The organism is Nitrosomonas supralitoralis, from assembly GCF_003011925.2.
GTDB classification, from domain to species: Bacteria; Pseudomonadota; Gammaproteobacteria; order Burkholderiales; family Nitrosomonadaceae; genus Nitrosomonas; species Nitrosomonas supralitoralis.
The window spans coordinates 1-25,448 of sequence record NZ_PXXU01000014.1; the positions used below are offsets into that span (position 1 = coordinate 1).

A 25,448-nucleotide genomic window follows, 5' to 3' on the forward strand; every position below is an offset into this window, starting at 1 on the left:
ATTAGTTATGATGCTGCTTTTATATCGTTTTTTCACAAATAAGTTATATACTTAACTATCAAGTAAAATAGAGAGGGTAAACACGATGACTAAAATCTGGGTTCTCACCGCAAACAGCGGCAATGCCACACTATATACTGCAGACTCACCGATTGCGACCTTGACCGAGCTTGAGACCTTTAATAATCCTGACGCACGCGTAAAACAGATGGAACTGAGCAGTGACCGTCCGGGACGCAGCTTCGACAGCCACGGCGAAGGCCGCCATGCGATGGCGGTCGAAGTGGAACCCAAGCAACAGGAACAAATTCGCTTCGCCAAATTGATTGTTGATCGGCTCGAACAAGAACGCGTGGAGAACGCGTTTGAACGCCTCGTAATAGTGGCAGCACCTGCGTTTCTTGGCCTACTACGCTCTAACTTCAGTGCTCCACTCAGTTCTCTGGTGTCGCTGGAAATAGACAAGGACTACTCGTCGCTCCGGCCTGAAGAGTTGCGCGCTCGTCTACCAGAACGACTTTAAATACTGTCAGATCGAGTTAATCACAATTTTACAAAGGAAAAATCATGCAGATACAAATTAATACTGACCGTAATATTGAAGGTCACGAGGAATTTTCCCAGCAAGTCAAAACCAAGATTGAGGGTGTGCTGAATCGTTTCAGCGCACATGTCACTCGAGTTGAAGTACATATCAGCGACGAAAATAGCGACAAGGGTGGTATTAATGACAAACGTTGCCTGATGGAAGCACGTTTGGAAGGTCGCCAACCTATCGCAGTTACTCACCAAGCAGAAAACCTGGATGCAGCAGTCCAGGGTGCTGTGGATAAGTTGAAGAAAGTGATCGAGAGTACTCTCGGAAAATTGGATAATCGTTAATCAATCAGAATACAAGTGATAAGTGATGATTGATGCGAAAATATCCCAATCAGTCATGCTAAGCATCGCATGACTGAAGAACACTCCATGGGTTCTCTTATCAACATTGATAGAGTGCTTGATATAATCTGAACGCCCTCTCGGCTATGTACCTCGCCTCTTTAATTTGATTAGGCATGAGCGATTCCCTTGTATCACTCAGCATTCCAGCAATTATTACGCCAACTGCAGCAAAATCAAACGCCAGCAGCTTAGCAATGCCAGCTGCTTTGAGGCGATCGGATAATCATGTCTGCCTCGCCGTTTCTTCTGAAGGTATCATCCACGATTCACTCAAAATTTCCCAGTATTGCTTGTTCCAATCAATATAAACCATTTGCTTCATACCAAAGCCTGCACTGAGTTTCAATTGAAAATGCGGTATCTTGTTGTCATTACAGCTCAGATTGGAGATTATTGGCCAGACGGTAATGACTGCACAATACCCTGCTTAAATTATTGTCACGATGAGGACAGCGCTCGATAGCCTAACGATAAGCCATATGACGAAACAGCCTGGCAATATCTTATCGAAAACTAATGCTTTGTTTTCTCCTGCGGCACCGGATCAATGCCGCCCGGATTCCAAGGATGGCATCGCATAATACGTCGCACTGCAAACCAACCACCTTGCAAAACGCCATGAAGCTCAAGCGCTTCTATGGCGTAATTTGAGCACGTCGGATAAAAACGGCAACGAGAGCCTAAAAATGGGCTAATCGTATATTGATAAAGTTTAATGATTCCAATCAGGATTAGTCGAAAAAATGCACTCACACTCAAATTCCTTTAGTCTTCTCCACCCGGCATCGCATGCTATTCATGTTATCCAGAGCATGTATCTGGGAAAAATTAAAAATGCTTTCAGTACATGACCACTACCTATACTAAAAGCTATCACATTCCTCATAATAGCAAGATATGGTATATTCAAGAAGTTGTTAGTCTCTAGGTATTATTTTCTTGAAAAAACACGTTTGGCTAATTCAGGTACCAGGTAATAGATCACAACTCAACCTGAACAGGCATTTTCTTAAGTTCTAAGTTCTTGCTTGATACAACATAAGTTTTCAATCTCAAAAATTCTTGTACACTATTCCCGCAAAATTTACGGCTTATCGAAGACAATCGCATTAAACAAAAGGAAGAATACATGATTTTCTGGCGCGTAAAACCACTTGACGCCATTCTGGCTACAGCAGAAAAGAAAGGCCTTCATCGATCTTTAGGGGCATTGCAGTTAACTCTCCTGGGCGTAGGTGCAATCATTGGAACAGGTATCTTTGTACTAACGGCCGAAGCTGCGCAGAAAGCCGGGCCCGGAATGATGTTCTCCTTCATTATTGCCAGTTTTGTGTGTATGGTGGCTGCTCTTTGTTATTCCGAATTATCTTCAATGGTTCCAGTCTCCGGTTCTGCTTATACTTATTCCTATGCTGTACTAGGGGAATTGGTGGCCTGGATGGTAGGCTGGGCGTTAATACTCGAATATTCAGTCGCTGCGAGTGCGGTTGCTGTCGGATGGTCAGGCTATTTCGTCGGTTTGCTCGATAACTCGCTTGGAATAAAAATCCCTATCGCACTAGCCAATGGCCCGTTCGCCGGCGGCATCATCAATCTGCCGGCAGTTTTTGTCTGCATCCTCGTTGTCGGACTATTGGTTATTGGCACGCGCGAAAGTGCCTCGTTTAATGCTGTACTTGTCACAATCAAGATTGCAGCTTTGACACTTTTTATTGCACTGACACTACCCGTTACTGAACTCGAAAATTTCCATCCTTTTTTGCCTTTGGGAGAGACAGGCGTAGTCGCTGCAGCCTCCTCCATTTTTTTCGCTTATGTCGGATTCGATGCAGTTTCGACTGCTGCTGAGGAAACCGAGAATCCTCAACGCAATGTGCCGATTGGACTCATCAGTTCACTCGTAATTTGCACCATCTTCTATATATTGGTTTCAGCGGGTGCGGTCGGCTCTATCGGCGCACAGCCAATACTCGACGAAACTGGCAAAGGTCTAATGCCTGGCTCAATAGCCTTGGCTGAACAATGTCAAACCCTTGCTGCTGTTGGACAGCATCCACTCGTTTGCTCGCGTGAAGCTCTGGCGCTGGTTTTACGTGAGATTGGATGGGAAAGATTTGGCAATTTACTCGGCTTGACTGCATTCCTGGCATTGCCTTCGGTTGTTTTAATGATGTTATTTGGGCAGACACGCATTTTTTTTGTTATGGCACGCGATGGATTGCTTCCAGAAGTATTGAGTCGAGTGCATTCACGATTCAAAACACCCCATATTGTGACTTACGTAACTGGTATTGGCGTAACAGTTGCTGCCGCTTTTTTTCCAGTTGGGAAGCTAGCAGACATCTCCAATTCCGGCACGTTGTTCGCTTTCATGGTGGTTGCATTGTCGGTAATGATACTGCGCACCAAAGATAAGCATCGCGTGCGGCCTTTCAGGGCACCGGTAATCTGGCTAGTGGGGCCACTTGCAGTGATTGGTTGCATCACACTTTTTTGGTTTCTGCCGAATGATGCGAAACTGGTATTCCCGATTTGGTCTGGAATCGGATTGATTTTCTATTTTTTATACGGTTATCGAAAAAGTCATCTCGCCCTCGGCATCGATAGTTCGTCGGGCGGTGAAGATATTATCAAACCGATTCGATCACTAACCGATCGCAGCCAAGATTCCATAGCATCAAAGAGCAAAAGCAAAGACTGAGATCTGTATTTCCCAGGAAGGAGTTGCTGATTCCTGGGCAAATAGATCGTATGGCAATCATCCTATTTTTTGTATCGATGCTTCAGATATTCTATTATTGGAGGAGTTATCGATAAAATAATAATAGCCAAAATAACCAGCTTGAAGTTTTGTTGAACCATCGGAAGCTGCCCGAAGTAAAATCCGGAATAAATAAATATACCAACCCACAATATGGCACCGATAATATTATAGGTTATAAAAGTGCGATAAGGCATCGTTCCAATCCCAGCAACGAAGGGAGCGAAGGTTCGGATAATCGGAATGAATCGCGCAATAATTATCGTTTTGGCTCCGTATTTAAGATAAAAAGCATGCGTCCTATCCAAGTATTCGCGTTTAAAGAAACGAGATTCCTGAGAAGTAAAAACTCTAGGCCCGGTCTTTTTTCCTATCCAATAATTTACGCTATCTCCCAAAATACCTGCAATACATAGCCCAACAAAAAGAACATGGGGATTGAGTTGCGAATCCTCAAATGAGGCTAAAGTACCTGCTGCAAACAAAAGTGAGTCTCCAGGTAACAAAGGCATTACAACCAACCCCGTTTCACAAAATATTATCAGAAAAAGAATGCCATAAACCCATAGCCCATATTCTGAAGCCAGCGCATAAAGATGCCGGTCAATGTGAAGAATAAAATCGATAAGAAACATGAAAATAAAAAGTAAGCGTTATAAATCAATACTGCATGAAAGAGATTGTTCTGCATTCACTACATAATCTGATTTTTCTTAAAATGAATAGCCACAAGCTCCCTCACGACAGCGAATAATATTTTATGTAGCACTATTCTGAATAGTTATGCCACTTCTGCCTAAAGGTTTTGCAGGATAACAGATAAACCCAATTAACAATTAATCAGTTATGCTTGGCTCTAATCGGTGCCTATCCCATAAAGGCACCCCAAACACATCATGGATAAAATAGTATGCAACTGGAACGCCCAGTATCATTCCCCACAAACCAAAGCTGTGATAAGCAATAAGTAAAATAATAAGCACCAAGACAGGATTGAGCTTGAGATGCTTACCATAGATCAGCGGATTAAGGCCATAGGCTTCAATAATATGGATAATGGTTATCATACCGACTATTCCTAACGCCAAGGTCAATCCACCCGTATTCAATGCAACCAGCACCATCGGTGTAGTAGAAATAAATACGCCCAGTACCGGAATAAAACTGCACACAAAAACAATTAACGATAACAATGCTACCGACGGAATTCCAAGCATGATCAGTCCTATCATAGTCAGAAAAGTATTGACGCATGCAATCATCGCTTGTGCTTGAATGGCGCGACCAACGACATAAGCAAAACGGATTACCGGCTGTGCAGTCTCCTGATAAAAATCCTTTAGCCGCGACTCATGCAAACTTTTCATCAAACCACTCAGGCGGACATTGTCAAACAAAATCAAGAAACTGAATAATAGAGCCAGCGACATCGTACCAATCGCTTGATAAAGGTAATTGATAAGCTTAGGCAGCTCTTCACGAACTTTACTTATTTGTTTTGTCATGAGAACATCTACCAGTAGCTCAGCTTCTCTGTCGTAATACTTTCTCAGTTTTTCATATGTGTCTTCAGTAATCTCGCTATCACTGACGTCATCCAGGTGCTCGATATCAGAAAAGTGGATCTTTTGACGGAATCGATTAAGTTTGGAGTCAATTATTCGCAGACTATCTTCATCCAGAATACTGCGCGCATAACCATGCAGAGGACGCTCAATACCTGGATAATTACCAATTATGTCTCGTTTCATTTCTATCAGCTTTAACTGCACTTCACTGAAGTTATTGATGAAGCGATTGGCCTCTCCGATGACACTGGGTGTCACATAACGAAAAAAACCACCCAGCACGGCTAGAAAAAAAATGTATACCAGCACCAGAGATGCTCGATGCGGTAGTTTCAATTTGTTCCGACCAATATGCACTAACGGAGTCGCAATAAAAGTAAGTACAAATGTTATAAAAATCAATCCAAAAAAGTCTTGCAATAGCCATAAAATACCAATCAGAATGAGCCAGATCAGTATGCGACGGTTGGCCTCATAAAAACTATCAAAGCTAAATGACATTATTTTTAAATTCTCTGTGTTGTTAACAATTATATTTATTGACCCGTATCAAGAGGTTACTTGACAAATACTATGGGAGTATTTCAAAGGTATTATGTTACTCAAACGCATATGAGATATTATTTTCAGATGCAGCAAAAAATATCTAATGAAAACTATGAGCTATCTTTAACAAATCCCTAAACCTGCAGGTTTAGCCTCCAATGGGTTAAGCTAAAGCAGTGATATTATCCCATGGCATTAGCTAATGCCATTAATAGTTTCTCTACACGGTAGAGCGATAGGATAGAAACAGATGATGCGGCTCTTTAAGATTATGTTGTACAAAAGAACACTCTATAAGTCCGAGTTACAGAAGAATAACATTATCTCTATACATTCGAGCTCAAACAATCATCATTGCTTATAAGGAAGATGGAAGACAACCGCGATTTGGCTGTATATGACATAAAACAATGCCTATCTAGCAGGATTAACTTTTGTCCGCTAGATAGGCATTTTTTGTTTTAGTAGCATTGACTGTCACTGCCTTATTTCTCATTTTTTGAGATGACATAAGTTTCGATAGAAAACTAACAAAACTTAAACCAAACAAGGATCAGCGATAAGATTTTCAGTCTAGAATATGCCGTAAACAACTGCTCCGATAACAATAAAAACAGCTGCTGAAATAAAGAACAATCTCAAAACTTGTGCATCTGTTTCTCTTCTGTTGATTTCGCTCATAATTTATCTCCTTATTTAAGGTACATTTCTTTGATTTAGATTTAAAGCCGATAAATTATCGACTCCCCTTGCTCACACAATCACAAAATTTGTAATCGTGAATCTTATCTCTGCCCCTCAGATTCACTGCTGCAGCGATCTTTATGCGTGGAGCCGAGTAATTTATTCGCAATCATCTTGTACCACTTAGATTACTGCGCCATTGGATTCTAACTCACATTTAACAACAATGAAAGTGTTGAAATTAAGTACTCTTTATTATTTATCAGAAAAGCGCATGGTTGCCAATATATCCGCACATTATCGGATCTATCTTAAGTATTATAATGACAAAGGTTTCACATAGCCCGTCAACTCAAGATAACCGCGTCCTGCCGGCTGATTATCTTTGGTCAACGTCACGGCTCCTTCCCAATATACTGCTGCAGTCGATTGACGCGAATCCAGTTCCTGATCGTCCAGCAATGGTGTAAGTCTCCATTCAATCTCACCGGTACGAATATGCATCGCAACCGGGTAAACCGCATCAGTATGCGGTGAGTGCCAAGTACGTATCGGCGTAAACTCCACTTGATCGGGATCAAACATCGTCATATTTCCCTCAGCATCTCGCAATGCCGCATACGCCCATATTTTCCCACCTTGCTTCGCTCGTATTTGGAATGCCATCAGCGCTGAACCATCATCCAGGTTGGCGCCTACCCAATCCCACCCAGCGGCATCAGGATCCAAATAGACGGTCGACCATTCATGATCCAGCCACGCGCGTCCATTAACGGGTACTGGTTTGTTTTCTCTCAATACTGTACCGGTTACGCTCAAATGCGGTTCGCTGTAGTAATAACTGGCTTGCTCCGGTTTTGGGCCTTTACGGGAAAAACCTTTCATGTCTTGCAGCATCACGCTTTGCGTGGGCGTTAATGTTAATTGCAAGCCAAAATCGCTGGCTTGCATCTCCACCTGATAACGCCCATCCTCCTCGCGCACCAACGTCCAATCGTCCAATTTAACATCCGTATTATCCAGTTTGGCATAGGCGAGTTCAAAACCCTCCCGGGCGGTTCTTTCTGAATGCATCAATTTACCGACCGTGGGATCGGACAAAGCCAAATGCGCGATAATTAAGTGTTTGGCAGCAAAGCGACTTGGATTATCGTGATTGTGGTCAGTGGCATATCGAAAGAAAGTAACCTGAAAACCCAATGGCTTCTTATCTTCTGTTTCCAGCCACCCGGTGATATACCACCATTCCAGGCGAAAATCCTGATGTGCGCCATAATCCTTAGGAAAGGAGAGCTTGTAATCGGGGGTCACCGGTTTTAATCGGTTCGATTCGGCATATGCCAGGGTGACGAGCAAGCTAAAAAACAGCCCTACAAAAACGATAAAACCATTGCCGAATTTATTCCATTTCATCACCAATCCTCCCGTACAGCGCGAATTACCTGAACAGAAACTGCCTTATGCCCGAAAAACAAGGCTGTCAATGTGGCCGAGATCAACATAATCACGGCAATCGCCAATAACCAGCTCCATGGCATGTGTAATTGCATCGTCCAATGAAAGGACTGTGGATTGACGATAAAAACCAGGATCAAACTGATACTCCATCCGAATATAAAACCCAGCACAACACCGAATGCAGTCAGCAAACCACCTTCCGCAGCCAACATGATGAGAATCTGTCGACGCATTACGCCGATATGCCGCAACATGCCAAATTCCTTAGCGCGCGCCAGTATTTGCGCAGAAAAACTAGCTGCCACACCGAGTAATCCAATAACCACTGCTACTAATTCCAACAAATATGTCACCGCAAAGCTCCGATCAAAAATTTCCAGACTTAAAGCGCGCATATCACTTGATCTCGATATTTCAAGCGCTGCACCAAAGGATAATTGCCGCAAGTTCGCGATGACTGTGTCCAATGACGTGCCAGCTCGCAGCCACAACGCCACATTATTGACGCTCAAATCCCCTGTCAATCTCTGATAATCCGTCAACTGCATCTGTATTGCACCAAACTGGCGACCATAATCACGCCATACCCCGGCGACCAGAAACTCGACGGATACCGCACCAATCGGCAAAACCACGCTTTCACCCACACGATAACCATATAAATCGACCATCGCTTCAGACACCCAGACCGGAATTACATTCTCAGGCAACGATCCTGGCGCAATCATGTCATCCGTTAGTGGCAGCGTATTGCGTGGATCCATCTTATCCACAGGCCGAGCAAACAAAGTGATATCCGGACGATTGATATCAAGTGTCAACTGCTGCGTTCGAAAAAAATCCACTCGATCAAATCCTGGCATCGCGATAATCGCATTTTGCGCATCGGGTTGAAAACCACCCTGATCACCGCTGGCAGCAGCACGCACATACAAATCGGCTGGCAATACGTAACCAAGCCAATTATCGATTGATACGCGAAAACTTGTCACCATAATCGCCATTGCCACCATCAGGCTAAAGCTGGCCAGTATGCCACCCAATGCAATTGCAGCCTGATTTGGCGCATTCGCCAAACGAGCCAGCACCAAGGTAAAAACAGCACCGATCCGAACATGGCGCAAACGGATCAATAAAAAAGAAAATACCCATGCAGCAAATCGCGGCATCAACGCGATACCACCAACCAACAATAATGCAATCGCGAGATAACCAAATACCGGTAGCTCGAAAACAGGAGGCAACTGCGTGAACAGCAGTGCAAGCAATAAACAAATCACCGCAAACCACGGTGGAGACAATTTTGCCATGGCCGTATCTTCAGCGCCTGAGCGTAATGCCAATGCAGGCTTGGCACGAACTGCCTCCAATGCTGGCGCGATGCTTCCCAACAGCGTCACACTTAAACCAATTGCAAAAAATATCACAACGTCCCAAGGATCAAGAAAAATACTCGGCTTAACACCCGGGAAAAAATTTGCCCCTAAATCTCCCCCCAAAAACTGGATTACAGTCATTGCAACAGCATAGCCCAGCCCCAATCCCAGTACTGAGCCCATTACCCCCAAAAACCCGCCCTCAGTGATGATCTGCTGCAACAATTGCTGTCGCGTAAAACCCAGCACGCGCAACAATGCAAATTGTTGGCGTCGTCGTATTACTGATAAAGCCTGAGTGGAAAACACCAGGAACGTACCTGTAAATAGCGCCACCAGAGCTAACATATTCAGATTAATACGATAAGCACGCGACATATTGGCAATCCGCGCTTCCTGATCCGCTGCTTCCATAACCCAGTAGGATTCACCTAATTCCTCAGTCAGTTTGGCTTTAAATGCTGCGTGATTAATGCCTTCCTTGAGTTTCAGTTCGATCCGTGACAATCGTCCGAGCTGTTCAAAGCGCCACTGAGCCGCACCTATATCCATCACCGCAATGCGTTGACCTGCACGCGCTCGCACCAAACCGCCCGCAACACGCAGTATGATTGTTTGCAATCCAGCCTGTAATTGCAGCGCATCACCTTGTTCAACCTGCAACCATTCCATTGCAGCAGGGGATAGAAATATTGTATCGCTGGCTATACGGTCCAGTGTTTCCCCTTCTTCAGGCAATCCCAGCCAATCGGGAGAAATCTGTACCGCCCTAAACGGGTCGATACCGATGATTTTCAGCTTGTAATCATTCCTGTCCTGCTGTTTCCCAGGCACCGACACCTCCAATTCCAGGATAGGGTTTGCTAACGCAATGCTTGGGTGTTCAGCCAGTACGGGATAAAGCGCCTCATCAAGAAATGTTTTCCGTCCACGTACCTGCAAATCCGATTGACCTGAAAGACTCCTGCTAGCCGCGGAAAATTCATTAAAAGCCGCGCTGTTGATCAGATGAATTGTAAATGCCATAGCAACCCCGATGGCTATAGCGATAAGTGCAACAACTAATTGTAGTGTATGTGCACGCCATTCACTGACCAGCATCCAACGGAATATCGATGCTGCTTTCATGGCTGATGCTCTGACTGCGCCGGATGCAATCCATCCTTGGTCAAATTCAGCACCCTGTCCGCCGTAGCAGCCGCCACATGGGAATGCGTCACGATAATACCGATCGCACCATTCGCTTTGATTTCTTTGCGCATCAACTGAAGAATTTCGTGAGCGGTGTCCGGGTCAAGATTACCCGTAGGCTCATCTGCAAGAACCAGTTTGGGTCGATGTATCAATGCACGAGCAATGGCAACGCGCTGCAATTCACCGCCGGACAACTGACGCGGAAAGTGATGCCCGCGACCAAACAGCCCTACTTGCTCCAACATCTGATCCACGCAATCCGTCGTCACACCATTCAACAACAATGGCAACGCAATATTCTGTGCCAGAGTCAAATGAGGCAACACGTGGAATGCCTGAAAGATAAAACCAAATTGTTCTCGCCGCAATTGCGTCGCGGCATCATCCTGCATTGATGAAATGGCAATTCCGTTAATCCGGATTTCGCCGGAATCAGGCGAATCCAAACCAGCAATAAGGTTCAACAGCGTCGATTTGCCCACTCCCGATTCACCCATAATCGCGACGTACTCGCCCACATTCAGCGTATAACTTAAATTTTCCAGCACTTTCCGATCTTCGGCATAACCTTTAGTAAGGTTGCGTATCTCCAGCATATTCGATAATACTCCGGCAATTCATTGAAAATAGTTGGCCAGTGGTACTGAAAAAAGCAGTGCAAGTATCGCTCGACCAAGGTATGCTTTAACTGTACCACGATAATTAATTAATCGAGGGCACTTCTAGAAATCCAAAATCCTGAACCAAGTAAAACACAAGCATAAAATAGGAACGCCACATATATTTTATATATTATTCAAGTAGTTTTCGTGAGCAAACTAACATTGCAAAGGTGCTGTAATTTCTAAAAGAGTCCGTTAAAAATAGGAGAAAAATCATGTCACGAGCCAGTGCACGTCATATTCTGGTTAAAACCGAAGATCAATGTAACAACCTGAAAGCAGAAATTGAAAGTGGTGCTGATTTTGGCACTCTGGCCCAGCAACACTCATTATGCCCGTCTGGCAAGCAAGGCGGGGAATTGGGTGAATTCGGCCGCGGACAAATGGTGCAGGAATTCGATACTGTCGTCTTCAGCGCTCCGGTCGGTGAAGTACAAGGTCCGGTTAAAACCCAGTTTGGCTTTCATCTATTGGAAGTAACTCAACGTAGCGATTAAAATCCGCGGCGTAGTTCACCACGACTTACGAAAATCAGACTTTGCCGGAAAAAACATCAACAACACAAACTGATGCTTCCAAAATTCGTCTTTTGACGGGAATCAACCCTGCGCAAGCGCTTGGATTCGCAGTCAGTTATCTGATGACTAAACCGGCGTTCGCGCGCCTGCCATTCGGGCATTGGTCCCGTATACTGGTCGGACAAATTAACCGCGGCCACTATCTCATCGCATCGGACAATGGACGCATTGTCGGATTTCTCGGCTGGGCACTAACCACTCAGAAAAAAGGTGAAATGTGGCTTGCGGAACAGGGCGAACTTTCCTTCGAGGATAGCCAAGCCGGTGAAATACTGTTGATCAATGCCTGGGCGTCGGAATCGAACGATATCACGCACATCATCCTCGAGCGCTTACGCGAGATTGGACGCGCTCAGATAATGGTCTATTTCAAGCGTCATTACCCAAATGGTCGTACCCGCCCCGGCCGCCTCAGCGTCAATGCTTTCGTCGATGCACATATTCACGCTGCCCAATCGGAAGAAAAATCCATCATCTAAACTTCCCCATAGCAGGGATAGTTGAATCCCATTAATACCAGATATCCTCAATAACATACGAATGTGCTATCCCTAACAAAACTAGAAGGTAAATCACTTTACTAGCAATTAGCAGGCAGCTCTTCAACGTTCCAATCACTCAGAATTGCAACCTGATCACAATTTATCTCATTGTGTCAAAGCTGGAAATCATTCCAGCTCTGTGACTTTTCTCACAAGCGATATAGTCTGTGTTCAGTAATCTAGCGCTTGATGATCTTTATTCATCAACTGACAGACAAAGCGATTCATCTATTTCAAGGAGCTTCAAAATGGCTATAGTCAATGGAACAAATAATAATGACACAATTTCGGTGGCACTCATCTCAGCGGGTGTTTCCGGGTTTCCAACACAAATGGCCGACACCATCAATGGTTTCGGCGGTAACGACAACATCAGCAGCGCTGGCGGTGCCGATACTGTTTTTGGCGGCAGTGGCGACGATACAATTTACGGAAACGGAGGTAATGATACGCTTAATGGCGGCACCGGCAATGACACCATCGACGGTGGAGCAGACAACGACACAATCAATGGGGATGATGGTAACGACGTTATATTTGGCGGCTTTGGCAACGATACATTGCGAGGAAATGCTGGAGTTGATCAACTGAATGGCGGCGGCGGCAACGATAACATTCTCTCCGATGGAGATGGTGGCACCTATAATGGCGATGCGGGTAATGATCTGATGTTTTCAGGTCTTGGTCCCGAAACCATGGATGGTGGAACGGGCATCGACACCATAGACCATACTATCTGGAGTGGAGACTATACCTTCAACATGGCAACCGGCCTGACAAATTTTGGCGGCGAGCTTTACACTAATTTTGAAATAGCCAAAATGGGCGCAGGCAATGATACCGTAACCGGCAATAATGCTGACAACACGATTTTCGGCGGCGCAGGCAATGATACCCTGGAAGGTGGCGGTGGCGTTGACAAGTTATTCGGTGGCGCAGGTAATGACACAATTACTTCTGATGGCGACGGCGGAACCTATAATGGTGATGCGGGCAATGATTACATGAAGTCAGGTTTAGGTGGCGAAACCATGGATGGCGGAACGGGTGTCGACACCATCGATCATACGGTTTTTAATGGCAACTATGTGTTCAATATGGCGACCGGATTGACAAATTTTGGCAATGAAAGCTATACCAATTTCGAGAATGCCTTTATGGGGAATGGCAATGACAATGTCACTGGCAATGCCTCCAATAACACGATCAAAGGCGGTGGCGGCGCGGATACGCTGAATGGTGCAAATGGTAATGATACGATCTACGGTCAAGATGGCAATGACATCATTTTTGGTGGATCAGGGCAAGACACTTTGATTGGAGGCGCTGGCAGAGATGTGATGTCCGGCGGTGGCGGTAACGATACTTTTGACTTTAATGCACTAAACGAAAGTGCGGTCGGCGTTAACCGGGATGTGATCAATGATTTTACTCCCGGGGTTGACAAAATTGACCTGTCATCCATCGATGCCGTGACGGGGGGAGGTGACAATGCTTTCATTTTCAAAGGTACAGGTAATTTTGCCGGTGGCGGTGAGGTTCGATATTTTCAAGATACTATTAATAACATGACTCTTGTTCAGGCAGAGTTCGAAGGTGATGGCGATTTAGTTGTCGATATGGAAATCCAGTTAAATGGACTTCACGTACTTGCTGCTACCGATTTTATACTCTAACTAATTTTAAGATTAGGATCTGTTGAAAAATCCAACAGATCCGGTTTTCATTTCCGTTGTATCGATTTTTCGAATACTTCGAGACCATCTCGCTTTACTAAAAAGCTTGGGTCGATAGCCATTCACAAGCCCAGTTAGTAATTCCATTTCTCATTTGTTACAATCATAAATCTCTATCTATTGCAGCAAGGACACTCTTAGATAAACCAGAAGAAGTTCTTTGTGCAGCATAACTCTGAGTTGCTCCAAAAACACACATAGATCTCGACAATTAATACCGCACATTACATCATTTCCTGGTGCAATAACGAATGCACACGCACTGGCTCTCCTTGGAAAATAATTAAAGATCTATGAAAAACTCTCAGGAAGGCATTCAAACACGCTGGCAGGCAGTCAAAATGGCAGCAGATTTTATTACACCCTACAAGCGCCAGGTCATCTACAGCTTGCTGGCATTATTATTTACAGCGACAATTACATTATCAATTGGACAAGGCATCCGCTTGCTGATAGACCAAGGCTTCGCGACGCAATCAAAAGAGCTTTTGAGTCAATATGTGGGGATATTTCTGCTGCTGGTGATTGCCTTAGCTGTGGGCACATTCACTCGCTATTACTGGGTCACTTGGTTGGGCGAACGGGTCATTGCCGATATTCGCCGGAAAGTATTCAACCACTTGATCTACCTTCATCCCGGTTTTTTCGAACAGAACCGCAGTCTCGAAATTCAATCACGTCTGACCGCTGATATGACGTTACTACAAACCGTGATCGGATCTTCCGTTTCATTCGCGCTGCGCAATTTGATTATGATGATAGGGGGCATTATTTGGCTATTCATCACCAATGCCAAGCTCACCGCGCTGGTGATGGTATGTGTGCCGTTGGTCGTGGCACCTATTTTAATATACGGCCGCCGGGTACGGCATTTGTCGCGTCAAAGCCAGGACAAAATTGCTTTGGTCGGCGCGTATGTCGGCGAAGTGCTTGGACAAATAAAAACCGTACAGGCTTACAATCACCAATCCATCGACCAATCCACGTTCCACGATCAGGTCGAAGAAGCATTCGCTGTTGCCAAACAACGCACCACACAACGTGCGTTACTCATCACTATCGTCATAATCCTGGTCCTCGGCGCCGTCGGATTAATGCTATGGGTAGGCGGTATGGATGTAATCGAAGGCCGCATCAGTGCCGGCGAATTGGCTGCTTTTGTTTTCTATAGCGTTATTGTCGGCTCCGCCGTTGCGTCCATTTCGGAACTCATCGGCGAGTTGCAGCGTGCTGCCGGTGCCGCCGAACGGACAATAGAATTATTACATGCACCTAATCTGATTCAATCTCCAGCAAAACCCCATCCATTGCCAGAAGTATTCGGAAATATAACCATTGATCGACTGAACTTTGCCTACCCGTCCCGCCCCGAAGTTTTGGCTATCAGCCAGCTATCACTCACGATTCATGCAGGCGAAACATTGGCGCTGGTAGGTCCTTCCGGCGCAGGAAAATCGACGTTGTTTGATCTGCTGCTACGCTTTTTTGATAGTCAATCCGGAAGTATTGAGTTAGAAGGCATTGATATTCGACAATTGGATCTTTTTGCATTAAGACATTGTTTCGCCTTGGTATCGCAAAATCCGTCGCTATTTTACGGTACGATTAGCGAAAATCTTCGCTATGCTCGCCCCGATGCAACTGATGCTGAAGTCGAGTTAGCTGCCAAGACAGCTTATGCGCACGATTTCATTCGCATGCTGCCGCAAGGCTATCAAACACACCTAGGGGATTCAGGATTAGGTTTATCCGGCGGCCAGAAACAGCGACTGGCAATAGCACGCGCATTGTTAGCCGACACACCCATTTTGTTACTGGATGAGGCCACCAGTGCGCTGGATGCACAAAGTGAGTTTTGGGTGCAGCAAGCGTTGCAACATCTGATGCGCAATCGCACAACCTTGGTCATTGCCCATCGTTTGGCTACTGTGCAGTCTGCCGATCGGATTGCAGTACTCGATCATGGCCATTTGGACGCACTGGGAACGCATACTGAATTGCTGCAATCGAGCGCTTTATACGCGCAACTGGCAGCATTGCAACTACAGCCACACTCAGAAATATAAACCTACGCTACTGCCAATCGATCAATTTCCTGACTATCCAGACCGACACCTGCAGATTGGATCACTCGTGATAATGTTTTCCGAGCTGCGCGCATACCGACTCCCATCTGCATAAGTGTGCGCAGATGCACGGAGCGTTTCAACAAAAGTGTCATTAGACGCAACGGATCCACACTGCCATCTGGATACACCGCACCAAACAACGCTTGCGGCGGAGAGAATTGAATCGGGTCGACAATAGCACGCACGGCAATAAAAGGAACACCTGCTTTTGCAGCTATCGCTGCAATTGCGCCACTCTCCATATCCACCGCACAGGCACCTGTAGCATGAGCCAATTCCATTTTTGCTTTTTCGCTTGTCAAGGGTACCGGACTATCAGCCAATAAACCGCCAAACACAACAATATCAACTGGTAATAATTGTTGCAACCGGTTGCGCCAACTCATATTTACGGATAACTGCTCAGTGGAATGAATAGCCTCCGGCAACACCAAATCACCTGGCTTCAAATGAGAACTCAATGCGCCGGCAACACCAAAACTTACCAATCCTGTGACGCCCTGTTGAAGCAACCCTTCTGCCCCTGTTCGTGCCGCCTGAGCGCCCATGCCACTCAGCCACAAAATAGCCTGATCATCAATCTGCACCATTTCGTTGAACGGAATCCGCCTCGATGATACACAACCGGCTTCAGCTCTTAAAGCTGTCACTAAGCCAGTTACACACATCCAGCTTCTGTCCTGGTCAGTACACGGTAACGTGCCAGCGCCCAGATCGGAAAAAATTTTGAATACCCGTGATAGCGAAGATAAAAAACTCGCGGGAAACCAGGAGCAGTAAACCAAGGATCTTCCCACAAATGATCATCCGTCTGATTACGCAATAAGTAGTTGACTCCCTTGCGTACCGATTCACTGTTGACTTCTCCGGCTGCCATGAGGCCCAGCACGGCCCAGGCGGTTTGAAATGCAGTACTGGTCTCGGAAAACTTTCCGGCTAGCTGTGTGTCCAGATAGGAATCGTTCGTTTCACCCCATCCGCCATCGACTCTTTGTACTGATTCCAACCACTTCACTGCCCGACGCACCGATGTATGTTGCATATCGAACTTGGTCAACCGAAAGGCTTCCAGTACGGACCATGTGCCATAAATATAATTGGTACCCCAGCGGCCGAACCAGGATCCATTTTTTTCCTGTTCACGCAGCAGAAAACTAATACCACGCCAGACTTCGCGTTGATGCTTCCCATATTTTCCCAGCAAACCGACACAACGCGCCGTCACATCGCTCGTTGGGGGATCAATCAACGCACCGTGATCGGCAAAAGGAATTTCATTCAAATAGTGATAAGTATTATCAATATCAAAGGCCGCAAATCCACCCTTACGTGATTGCATGCCTGCTAGCCAATTTGCTGCGCGATCCAGGGGTTTCTGGTAACGTTGCGCATCTCCTTGATCCAATGCCCAGGCCACAGCAGCGGTATCATCCAGATCCGGATAATGCGGATTCGCATACTGAAATGCCCAACCACCTCCTGGCAAATCGGATTGTTTGTCGCGCCAATCACCCGGCTCATCCAAGACCTGTTGCTCAACCAGCCAATCCAGTGCTTGTAGCACAGGGGCTTGATCTGTCGTTGGATCTTCCTGCAACGCCAAACTTGTCAATACCGTGTCCCAAACCGGTGAGGTACATGGCTGAACCCATGCGCGCTCTCCTTCGTCAATTAACAAGCCTCGCAACGCATTACGACATTGCACTCGATTGGGATGATCATAGGCATAGCCCAGCAATGCCAGTGATTCATGCGCGTTGACCATTGCAGGGAAAATAGCACCAATTCCACATTCTCCATTCAACCGCTCAAGCGTCCAATTTTCTGCTTTGCGTATCGAATATTGACGTATCGATTGAGGAAGCTTGGGTTCCACGCGTGATAAAATTCGTTCGACCAGCATGAAAACACGCTTCAACAGAGTATCTGCTTTCGGAAAATAATTCTTTTCCTGATCTGGCGGAACGATGAATAACTCGCGAACATCGACACTACGAGGATTGATTGCACGCGCCTTGATCGTACACAAAATAGAGAGCGGAACCATTACCGTACGCGACCAGTAAGAAACCTTACTGATATGAAATGGAAACCAGCTAGGTAATAATATCAATTCCGAAGGCACAACCGGCACTCCGCTCCATGGAATCTGATCATACATCGCTAACAGCAAACGAGTAAAAACATTGGCTTTGGCTGCACCGCCGCGCTCCAGAATAGCTTCTCTGGCGCGTATCATGTGTGCTGCGTCGGGTGAGTCACCCACCAACTTCAAGGCATAATAGGATTTAATGGTACAGCTGATATCAAGCGCTCCACCATAATACAGAGGCCATCCACCATGAGTCATATCCTGTTTTTCACGAATAAAACGAGCAATCTTATTTTCCAGAATGACATCGACTTCATCCATGAAGTGCATCATTAGAATATATTCTGCCGGGATTGTACAATCCGCCTCTAGCGGAAAACACCAATGCCCATCAGATTTCTGCAGAGATAACATAGCCGAACGAGCTTGAGCATACTTATTTTCCAGCTCATCGACATTGATCTCATTCTGATTAAGGGCTGAATGCGCTAATGGCGTTTCATCACTCACAGAAAACCCACCCGGTTGTTGCAATACATTTGATATTCTCTGTAGCCCGTCCATATATTCCTAAGCGATTATATCTATTTATAATTCTAAAAAATGGTGCATTTTCAACAAAACTGACTTCACGGTTAATCAGATACTCGATGGCTATCGAATCAAGATCAAAAACACTATTTCTTCTTTTTTACATCACTATCAAAGGGATTGTCCTGAAAAGGATCATAATAAAGGTCTAGGGGTAGTTTGCCATCATGTACCAAGAATTCACGTTGTTGTAAGGATGCTTCACGTACAAACAGGTACGGATCCAGTGCAGCTTCATCTCGCACCCGCATCGGACCAATTAAACGAGCACGCTTGTCAATAGCGCCCAAGATGGTCAGCGGCGCAGCAAAATACGTTCCTACCGCAAGACCGGCATAAAAAAGCACATTGGTAACAATGCTCATTGGAATATTGGTTACGTCGCGCTCGCTACTGGGCCCTAATAGTGGAACAAATAAATAAGAACCCGGATCAACTCCCCATACACCTAGCGTCTGACCAAAATCCTCATCGTGCTTTTCTAGCCCCATATGGGTCGCCATATCAAAAAACCCAAATAAACCAATTGTCGAGTTAACAAGAAAGCGTAGCGTATCCCCGGCACCCTGCTTTACCTTTCCTTGTAAAAAAGAATTTAGGACGACATTCGGATATGCCAGATTATCGTAGAAATTTCCAATTGATCGCTGTGCGGCAGTAGGTACATAATCAGCGTATACATTCACAATGGGTACAAAAATTTTCCGATCGACACTGTCCGTAAAATCATAAGAAGCACGATTTATTTTCTCATGTGGATCAATTGGATCAAAATCCGTATCACCACTCTCTGGCGTTGTCGCACACCCCTGCAAGATTGTCATACAAAGAAAAAATATAAAAATCAGACAATGATAATCAGTACTTCTCAAGATTCCAGTATTCTCATTCATTTACTTTTAATATCACCAGCTTTCATGTTTCCTTTTGCAAGTGCAGATGCCATTCAACAGGCTCATCAATCCCGGTTCAACAGTCATTTAATTTCATCGACTGTTGCTTGATGTACTGCGTTTACAGACAAACCAATTTCATAAATTCTTTAATATGCTCTCAAAATGATAGATGGGCGCTCCCTAGTGGACAGTTAAGATAAGTGCAACATCACTTCAAACAATTCCATCTAAATCGCTTGAAATACTCCTTGTGCAACAAGCATTTTTCAACGGCGGAAAGAATGCCCAGCATCCCACTTATAACTATGGCCACCTGCCTTTTCCAACGTTCATTCCCTGTCAAAATCGATTCAGCCGAAGTATACACTACCTCAGGATCATACTTTGTTACTTCAATTAAGAATTGTTTGTATCCTTCAAAGTTTACAAGATTAGAGTCATTTTTATTCCGTATCACCCATAAATTGAGATTTGCTGCGCAATGTTAAAGTCTTTGAATGCCTTCAATCGCTATAAAAAAGCACACAAGCATCGCAAATCAAACTACTCACTCGCTCACGACATTAGCCGCAACCTCAATAGCTCTCATGACTATTATTTTTCCGTTTTCCTGCAAATATCTTATCAACTGAGAGCCCAATCAGAAAATTAATTTTCTCTCTCTCCATGCACGATTTCTACTAATTTTAACGCTTGCAATTCCATTTCGATCACGAAGTCATCAACTTTTGCTCTGAAGTGGCGATAAAAAATCATGCTAGGGATAGCCACAAGTATGCCAAATGCAGCATTATATAGCGCAACTGAAATCCCGTAAGCAAGCTGAGCCGGATTGCTTCCAGTAGGAGAATTTGATCCGAAGATTTCGATCATACCCACCAATGTGCCAAACAAGCCCATCAGAGGACTCAATGCAGCAATGGTTCCTAGGGTAGTCAGGTAACGACTCAAATCATGCACAATTATTCGACCTGATTCCTCAATCGACTCCTTCATTACCTCACGTGTGCTTTTGACATTTCTAAGTCCGGCCGCAAAAATTTGCCCTAACGGAGAATGCATTTGCAATCGCGCCAGCATCTCTGGGTTCACACCGTTGCGTTTATATTCACTTAACACCCTGGGTAACAACTCTTTAGGCGAAACAATGCTCAAACGCAATGTCCACATCCGTTCTCCGATAATGGCCAGGGCAACTATGGAAGCAATTATGATTGGCCAAATTGGCCAACCTGCTGCTTGAATTAAAGATAACACGCGACAATCTCCTTACTCACTTTAGATCCAGGTATTAAGGTAATATTCCGTAACCTGATATATTACCTGATTTACATATATTATTACCAAGCAGTTAATTCAATATGAGCTGCATCTGAATGCATGTAATTCTGGCGGTCGGTTAATAAACATTCCTCTCTGCCCCATGTTCATTATCTAAATGAATCGTGTCCCATAAACAACCTTGCACATAAGTTATGTGACAATCCTTGATAAAGCACAACACCGAATAGCGCCAATGAACGAATCGAAAGAATACAATTTTGAAGACCCTCTTAAAAAGCATCATTTGATTTCCATCACATGATGATGCTTTGCTTCGCCAATCCGCAGAAAACCCAGTTTCTGATATAGTCGGTATGCGCTCTGATTTGCATGCAGAACTCTCAAGCGCAATGGCAAATAACGTGCACGGGCTCTGGCAATCAATTGTCTGATCACTGTCGTGCCGATGCCTTGATTCTGACAATGATGGTCAAGCTGAATCTCATCCAGCCATATATGATCCGCATGTTCATCGACAATGAACATGCCAGCAGGCATGTCATGCTGTAAAATAATTTCGATCTTTTTTGATTCCCATGCCTTCTTGAACAAACCCAATTCCTCGTCATTATCCCAATAACCGAACTCTTTCGTTATCAGATCATGGTACACGGTATGGTGCAATTCAAGCAGCCATTGATAATCTGAATCTCGCACGGACCGTATCCGGATTTTCATTGAAAATCAGCAAGTATTAAAAGAGCTGCCCAGCCGCAAAGCATTCTGGAGCTTGTCACGATAAGCCTGACTCACGCTCGTGACATCGGAGTGATTACTCCTGCACGAAACCACTTGCTGCACTTGCATACCGAATTATCTTGTATTGTCCACATTTCGAACTAATCACTTCCTCGACAACGATAAAGCGAGTTAAAAGAATAAAACAAAAAATCACAACTTACGCTTCAAATAATTGACAATTCTTTGATAGCTTGGAATATGTGCGAGGAGCTGATCGGATGGGCGTCGATAGATATGCTCCTCCAGCCGGAATGACGATGGATTGTCGATAATACGCGATCCCCGCTCAACAGCTATAAAACCTTGATAAATAGCAATATCACTGATGATATTGGTCCACGATCCGACGGATTCAGTCAGTTCAGTGACCAGTTGCGTAAGCGGTTTCTTTCCCGCCCATTCACGAGGTGCAACGAAATCCCGCCAATGACCCCAGGCCCAGTCTTCGATAATATATAAACCGCCTGGCGCCATGAGTGGAAACAAAGCTTCAAAACTGGCAAGAGTTGGTTCGTATAAATGCGACGCATCATCAATGATGAGATCCGGTGGAGCTTCAAACAGGGTTTTGATCAGATGCGAAAGTTTTGATTTATCTGCTTGATTGGTTTTCCAGACAGTTTGAATTCGATCCGATAAACCACGCGACATCAAGTATTTCTGAAAATAGGAACCATCGATGCGATCCGCCAAATCCACCGCGACATGTTTGTGCGGTTTAAACAACTCATGCCAGAATACAATACTGCCGCCATCATAAATGCCTAGTTCAAAGATATTCTTTGGCTGGAAATCGCAACGTCGCCGAAAATAATGCGCATACTGATCAATTAAGGGTTGAATCTTATAAAAAATGAAATGCTCGCCACCAGTCCAATCGCCAGTGTTCTGATGCATTATCCGAAACACGAGATCATCAAGGAGCAAACAGTCATCGGTTTTCCAGATCAGCCGATCAAACACATTCCCTTGCTCAGTACGCTGCATCCCATTCCCCTTTTGTTTTATTAATCTTCATTAAGATCAATCTTTCGATTGAAGAAACTTTAACATAAACTTACAAAATCTCCGGGTAATCGATTATCCCTTTGAAAAACTGCACGCACACTGCAACATTGATTTCTGCTTTATAAACCACGGAATCCTTATCTTAATTTACCGTCTCCTCTCTCTCATTCTGACTGATTCCTAAAGTTCCCGGAGAAATAAAGCAAATTTTAAGAAGTGCGCAGGATAATACTCTTTTTGCAAATGCTTCTGTGTTGATGGATATGGTTTAGGCAGAAAGGCACATTTCAGGCACGTACTACAATTCCGCAATAACCATGGCAGTTTAATGCATGAAAATGCTATATGTCTGAGGTACAAATTTTTTTAGCCGCACAAGTTGCAGGCGCAGAGGCCCTTACTTTTACTGCATTCGTGAAGCACATCCTGGAAAACTATCAATGTATCTAAATCATGACTAATTTATGTGCGATAAATTGTCGTCTGAAATCATGTTTAATCTTCAATCGTCGCACGAATCGCTTTTGTAAAGCTTGTTAGAAACATGCCAGCTTTCTCCTTGTATGTTATATTAAAAACGGCATTGATAACGCCACTCCTGTTAACGTCATAAGGAGGATCAAGATGAAAAAAGGTAAACCGGAAGTACGCGAGATGATTGTAGATAAGGCTATTGAAATCGCCGAACGTTCATCCTGGGAAGCGGTACGTTTGTTTGATGTAGCCACTGAATTGAATATTTCTCTGGATGATATCCGCATTCATTTCTGCGAAAAAGAAGATCTGGTTGACGCCTGGTTTGACCGTGCTGACGGTCAAATGCTTAATGCAGCGGAAACCGTGGAGTTTCAATCTTTATCATCCCGCGAACGTCTGCAGCATCTCATCATGGCTTGGCTGGATGCGCTGGCTGCACACCGCATGGTTACGCGGCAGATGATCGGCGCTAAGCTGGAGCCCGGTCACCTGCATATCCAAATTCCTGCCATCATGCGCATTAGCCGTACGGTGCAATGGATGCGCGAAGCCGCACAACGTGATGCCACCTTTGTGCGACGCGCGCTGGAAGAAACTGCTCTGACCACGATTTATTTAGCCACGTTTACTTACTGGATGCAGGACACATCAGAAAATTCACAACGCACGCGTGATTTTCTGGAACACAAACTGCTGCTGGCTGAATCGCTTGATAATAGGATTTATGGGGCTTCGCACAAAGCAGCCACAACCGATTCCACTGAGCAGTCCGAGTCCGCAAGTGAAATTTCCACGGTAGACAAGTCTTCTCCACTGACAGACCCGATTACGCCCAGAATGCACGCTAAATCGAGCTAAAACAGGCCATGGATCCGCTCACGCATGCGTTAAGCGGCGCTTTACTGGCAAGAGCTGCGGCGCGCGCTCCGCCGCAAACCCAGCCGAAACAAAATGCATTGCCACTTCGTCTGCAAATTGCCGCCGGCTTTGCCGCAGCAGCATTTCCAGATGTGGATTTTGCGCTTCGATTCATTGACACGCTCACGTATCTGAATTGGCATCAGGGCCCCACGCACTCGCTGGTTCTTTTACCGCTATGGACATGTTTGTTGTCATGGCTGTTTTCATGGCTTACTCAAAAGCGCTATGTCTGGAAATTGTTTGTCCTGCCCGCATGCCTCGGCATTACCATTCATATCGTGGGAGACTTGATCACTTCATATGGATTGATGCTGTTTGCACCCTTCTCCACCAAACGCTTCTCACTGCCGCTGGTATTTGTCATTGACCCCTGGTTCAGCCTGATCGTCATTGCCGGTCTGATCATTTCGTGGCGCTATCCACGACAAAGAGTCGCAGCCGTCACGGCTTTGGCAAGTTTGTGCGGATATGTAATTTTTTTATGGACTCTGCAGCAGCAGGCCAACGGAATCGCCTTCCATCATGCCGTAGCTCAAGACATGCCGCAAGCACACATTAGCGTGCTGCCACAGCCACTATCCCCGTTTCACTGGAAAATCATCATCCGGCACGATGAAACCTATCATCTTGCTGATGTTAATCTGCGACAATCCATCGATCAATACCAAACTACCTGGCTCCTACCGAAAATGGCGGCTACTTACCGCCCGATTTCAGAAATTAATTGGCACGTACAACAGCAATTCGGCGGTGATCCAGCAAATAGTCCACACATCCGTGAAGCGTGGCTTAGCCCTGCTTTTGAGCCTTTTCGCACTTTCACCCAATTCCCGATACTGGAACGCATCGATACCTCGGAACAAGGACTGTGTGTCTGGTTCTACGATTTACGCTTCAAATTTCCGGAGTTACCTCCCTCTTTTCGTTACGGTGTATGTCGTCGAAACGATCATTCTGACTGGCAGATTATTCGGCATCGTGGATTATTCTATATAGATTGAGAGAACAGTGTAAAAACTCTAATTTCAAGATAAAATGCATTAAAAGCCAGACGACACAAGAATTTTATTTCATTTTATGATGTAATTGACCACACAAGGAGAACGATCATGGCCAAAGGACAGCAACGCAAAAACAAGGAAACGAAGAAACCTAAAAAAGAAGTTCCGAAGTCATCAGCATAGTTAGCTTTAATATATATGTAAGCTACTAATAAACTA

21 protein-coding genes are annotated in these 25,448 nt (G+C 45.0%); 9 read left to right on the forward strand and 12 right to left on the reverse strand.

Annotated features, from left to right (window positions below):
* Positions 1 to 85: 85 nt before the first annotated feature.
* The gene (locus C7H79_RS06250) at positions 86 to 523 is read left to right on the forward strand and encodes a host attachment protein (RefSeq protein WP_106706439.1); all 438 of its coding nucleotides are present in this window, start codon (positions 86 to 88) and stop codon (positions 521 to 523) included.
* 44 nt (positions 524 to 567) lie between these two features.
* On the forward strand, positions 568 to 882 hold the full coding sequence (locus C7H79_RS06255; RefSeq protein WP_106706440.1) for an HPF/RaiA family ribosome-associated protein: 315 nt from the start codon (positions 568 to 570) through the stop codon (positions 880 to 882).
* 576 nt (positions 883 to 1,458) lie between these two features.
* Here C7H79_RS06255 and yidD read toward each other — a convergent pair.
* Positions 1,459 to 1,698, reverse strand: a complete 240-nt coding sequence (gene yidD / locus C7H79_RS06260) for a membrane protein insertion efficiency factor YidD (protein WP_106706441.1) — start codon at positions 1,696 to 1,698, stop codon at positions 1,459 to 1,461.
* 376 nt (positions 1,699 to 2,074) lie between these two features.
* On the opposite strand from yidD, the gene C7H79_RS06265 reads away from it, so the two are divergent.
* The gene (locus tag C7H79_RS06265) at positions 2,075 to 3,646 is read left to right on the forward strand and encodes an amino acid permease (protein WP_106706442.1); all 1,572 of its coding nucleotides are present in this window, start codon (positions 2,075 to 2,077) and stop codon (positions 3,644 to 3,646) included.
* A 62-nt stretch (positions 3,647 to 3,708) separates the two neighbouring features.
* Here the strand turns inward: C7H79_RS06265 and C7H79_RS06270 are convergent, their stop codons facing one another.
* The 5 genes from C7H79_RS06270 to C7H79_RS06290 all read right to left on the reverse strand — a co-directional run bounded on the left by C7H79_RS06270 (position 3,709) and on the right by C7H79_RS06290 (position 11,128).
* A complete protein-coding gene (locus C7H79_RS06270; protein ID WP_106706443.1) occupies positions 3,709 to 4,341 on the reverse strand; it encodes a DedA family protein in 633 nt (210 codons plus the stop codon).
* A 201-nt stretch (positions 4,342 to 4,542) separates the two neighbouring features.
* Positions 4,543 to 5,775: an AI-2E family transporter gene (locus tag C7H79_RS06275; RefSeq protein WP_106706444.1), complete on the reverse strand. Its 1,233-nt coding sequence runs from the start codon at positions 5,773 to 5,775 to the stop codon at positions 4,543 to 4,545.
* A gap of 1,047 nt (positions 5,776 to 6,822) precedes the next feature.
* Positions 6,823 to 7,917 carry a lipocalin-like domain-containing protein gene (locus C7H79_RS06280; RefSeq protein ID WP_106706445.1) on the reverse strand — a complete coding sequence of 365 codons (1,095 nt, stop codon included), beginning with the start codon at positions 7,915 to 7,917 and terminating at the stop codon, positions 6,823 to 6,825.
* Positions 7,917 to 10,466 carry an FtsX-like permease family protein gene (locus C7H79_RS06285; protein WP_106706446.1) on the reverse strand — a complete coding sequence of 850 codons (2,550 nt, stop codon included), beginning with the start codon at positions 10,464 to 10,466 and terminating at the stop codon, positions 7,917 to 7,919. Before C7H79_RS06285 ends, C7H79_RS06280 begins: the two co-directional genes overlap by 1 nt.
* The gene (locus tag C7H79_RS06290) at positions 10,463 to 11,128 is read right to left on the reverse strand and encodes an ABC transporter ATP-binding protein (RefSeq protein WP_106706447.1); all 666 of its coding nucleotides are present in this window, start codon (positions 11,126 to 11,128) and stop codon (positions 10,463 to 10,465) included. Before C7H79_RS06290 ends, C7H79_RS06285 begins: the two co-directional genes overlap by 4 nt.
* A gap of 278 nt (positions 11,129 to 11,406) precedes the next feature.
* Between C7H79_RS06290 and C7H79_RS06295 the strand changes: the two genes are divergently transcribed.
* The 4 genes from C7H79_RS06295 to C7H79_RS06310 all read left to right on the forward strand — a co-directional run bounded on the left by C7H79_RS06295 (position 11,407) and on the right by C7H79_RS06310 (position 16,116).
* Positions 11,407 to 11,691, forward strand: coding sequence for a peptidylprolyl isomerase (locus tag C7H79_RS06295; protein ID WP_197714599.1), 285 nt, complete (start codon positions 11,407 to 11,409; stop codon positions 11,689 to 11,691).
* Positions 11,692 to 11,732: 41 nt separating this feature from the next.
* On the forward strand, positions 11,733 to 12,251 hold the full coding sequence (locus C7H79_RS06300) for a toxin-activating lysine-acyltransferase (RefSeq protein WP_106706449.1): 519 nt from the start codon (positions 11,733 to 11,735) through the stop codon (positions 12,249 to 12,251).
* A gap of 311 nt (positions 12,252 to 12,562) precedes the next feature.
* Positions 12,563 to 13,990: a calcium-binding protein gene (locus C7H79_RS06305; RefSeq protein ID WP_106706450.1), complete on the forward strand. Its 1,428-nt coding sequence runs from the start codon at positions 12,563 to 12,565 to the stop codon at positions 13,988 to 13,990.
* A 353-nt stretch (positions 13,991 to 14,343) separates the two neighbouring features.
* Positions 14,344 to 16,116 carry an ABC transporter transmembrane domain-containing protein gene (locus C7H79_RS06310; protein WP_106706451.1) on the forward strand — a complete coding sequence of 591 codons (1,773 nt, stop codon included), beginning with the start codon at positions 14,344 to 14,346 and terminating at the stop codon, positions 16,114 to 16,116.
* Positions 16,117 to 16,118: 2 nt separating this feature from the next.
* Here C7H79_RS06310 and C7H79_RS06315 read toward each other — a convergent pair whose 3' ends face one another.
* The 6 genes from C7H79_RS06315 to C7H79_RS06345 all read right to left on the reverse strand — a co-directional run bounded on the left by C7H79_RS06315 (position 16,119) and on the right by C7H79_RS06345 (position 22,809).
* On the reverse strand, positions 16,119 to 16,847 hold the full coding sequence (locus C7H79_RS06315; RefSeq protein WP_242447173.1) for a phosphorylase family protein: 729 nt from the start codon (positions 16,845 to 16,847) through the stop codon (positions 16,119 to 16,121).
* The gene (gene shc, locus C7H79_RS06320; protein ID WP_106706452.1) at positions 16,838 to 18,835 is read right to left on the reverse strand and encodes a squalene--hopene cyclase; all 1,998 of its coding nucleotides are present in this window, start codon (positions 18,833 to 18,835) and stop codon (positions 16,838 to 16,840) included. Before shc ends, C7H79_RS06315 begins: the two co-directional genes overlap by 10 nt.
* Before the next feature lie 113 nt (positions 18,836 to 18,948).
* Positions 18,949 to 19,755, reverse strand: coding sequence for an MlaA family lipoprotein (locus C7H79_RS06325; RefSeq protein WP_106706453.1), 807 nt, complete (start codon positions 19,753 to 19,755; stop codon positions 18,949 to 18,951).
* Positions 19,756 to 20,406: 651 nt separating this feature from the next.
* Positions 20,407 to 21,015 carry a MotA/TolQ/ExbB proton channel family protein gene (locus tag C7H79_RS06335; protein WP_106706455.1) on the reverse strand — a complete coding sequence of 203 codons (609 nt, stop codon included), beginning with the start codon at positions 21,013 to 21,015 and terminating at the stop codon, positions 20,407 to 20,409.
* A 306-nt stretch (positions 21,016 to 21,321) separates the two neighbouring features.
* Entirely contained in the window at positions 21,322 to 21,738 is a 417-nt protein-coding gene (locus tag C7H79_RS06340) for a GNAT family N-acetyltransferase (protein WP_242447174.1), read from the reverse strand.
* A gap of 234 nt (positions 21,739 to 21,972) precedes the next feature.
* A complete protein-coding gene (locus C7H79_RS06345; RefSeq protein ID WP_106706457.1) occupies positions 21,973 to 22,809 on the reverse strand; it encodes a class I SAM-dependent methyltransferase in 837 nt (278 codons plus the stop codon).
* Between the two features lie 645 nt (positions 22,810 to 23,454).
* On the opposite strand from C7H79_RS06345, the gene C7H79_RS06350 reads away from it, so the two are divergent.
* Entirely contained in the window at positions 23,455 to 24,165 is a 711-nt protein-coding gene (locus tag C7H79_RS06350) for a ubiquinone biosynthesis protein COQ9 (RefSeq protein ID WP_106706458.1), read from the forward strand.
* An 8-nt stretch (positions 24,166 to 24,173) separates the two neighbouring features.
* A complete protein-coding gene (locus C7H79_RS06355) occupies positions 24,174 to 25,229 on the forward strand; it encodes a metal-dependent hydrolase (RefSeq protein ID WP_106706459.1) in 1,056 nt (351 codons plus the stop codon).
* The last annotated feature ends 219 nt before the right edge of the window (positions 25,230 to 25,448 follow it).